Below are 1,513 nucleotides of genomic sequence, written 5' to 3'. Positions count from 1 at the left end.
GAATGGCACTTACTTAACGGCTAACTAGCTGATACGCCTGCAAAAAATGAAAAAAGGCTGGCCTTGGTCTACGGTGATAGTTGCGAACACACACCGATCAAGCAAGGACACAGCCCGAGTGAATCGTAGACGCCAAATCGTCCGACATCAACAGCACCGTATGCGCCAGCACGCCACGAACAGCAATGCTCATGCTTTCTTCAAGCTGCTCACCGATCCAGAGCTATTGCGGGGTGTCGAGTCGTCGATACCCAAGCATCGCCAGCGGCTATTCCCCCCGACCGAAACACTTTCCCTGTTTTTGTCCCAGGCGATGAGCGCCGATCGCTCCTGTCAGAATGCCGTGAATGATTTTTCTATCAGACGCTCCTGCGAGGGGTTGAAGCCCAACAGCATTCATACCGGTGCTTACTGCAAAGCCAGAGCGCGGTTGCCGGTGGAGATGGTTTCAACCTTGTTGCGCTCCACGGGTTCATCAATGAGCAACCGGGCTCCGTCAGCATGGCGTTGGATGGGTCGACCTGTGCGCCTCGTGGATGGCACTACAGTTACCCTGCCGGATACGCCGGCCAACCAAGAGGCCTATCCGCAATCTCGTGGGCAGAAAGCCGGACTGGGCTTTCCCATCTGCCGGATGGTGGGAATTGTTTGCCTCGCCAGCGGTGCTGTTTTGGATGCCTCGTTGGGACGTTTCCGCGGTAAAGGAGGTGATGAGCAGACGCTGCTCAGAACCATGCTCGATACCTTGGAACGAGGTGACATCGTGCTGGGCGATGCCTACTACGCAACCTACTTTTTGTTGTGTGAATTGCAACATCGAGGCGTGGACGGGGTGTTCGAACAATATGGCGCTCGACGGCGTAGCACGGACTTTCAGTTGGGAAAGCCCTTGGGGTCGGAAGATCATTTGGTTGAGTTGAAAAAGCCCAAGGCAAAGCCGTCCTGGATGAGTCAGGCCTATTACGACGAGGCACCTGAATCGCTGACAGTACGTGAGTTGAAGGCCGGTGGAAAAATCCTGGTCACCACTCTGAATTGTCCACAGCAGGTGCCAAAAGCTGCCCTCAAATCACTGTTCAAGGACCGATGGCATGTGGAGTTGGATCTGCGCAACCTCAAGACTACGCTGGGGCTTGAAGCTCTGAGCTGCAAGACACCGAGCATGGCCGTCAAAGAGTTGTGGATCTACTTGCTGGCCCACAACCTGATACGGATGCTCATGGCGCAATCAGCTCTGCTAGCCGACTGTCTGCCTCGCGAACTGAGCTTCAAGCATAGCCTTCAGCTGTGCCTAGCGTTGAGGCAGTACGGGGCTCAGGAGCAAGAGGATCGGCTGCTGAATCTGCTTGCGCTGATTGCCCTGAAACGGGTCGGAAAGCGTCCTGGCAGGATTGAGCCACGCGCCATAAAACGAAGACCCAAGCCTTACCCCATGCTGATGAAAACACGTCGATCAGCAAGGGCTGAGGTCAGGAAGAATGGACACCCGAAGAAGGTTAAGTAAGTGCCATTC

1 protein-coding gene is annotated in these 1,513 nt (G+C 55.1%); it reads left to right on the top strand.

Features of this window, described 5'->3' with window-relative positions; all coding sequences use genetic code 11:
• Positions 1-118: 118 nt before the first annotated feature.
• Complete coding sequence (locus HU767_RS28490; RefSeq protein WP_186731107.1) at positions 119-1,504, top strand: IS4 family transposase; 1,386 nt, start codon at positions 119-121, stop codon at positions 1,502-1,504.
• Positions 1,505-1,513 lie beyond the last annotated feature (9 nt).

Origin of the sequence: Pseudomonas sp. SWRI179 (genome assembly GCF_014268705.1) — a bacterium.
In the GTDB taxonomy this organism is placed as follows: Bacteria; Pseudomonadota; Gammaproteobacteria; order Pseudomonadales; family Pseudomonadaceae; genus Aquipseudomonas; species Aquipseudomonas zanjanensis.
Note: the sequence above shows the minus strand (reverse complement) of the source record. Positions and strands in the feature narration are given on the sequence as shown.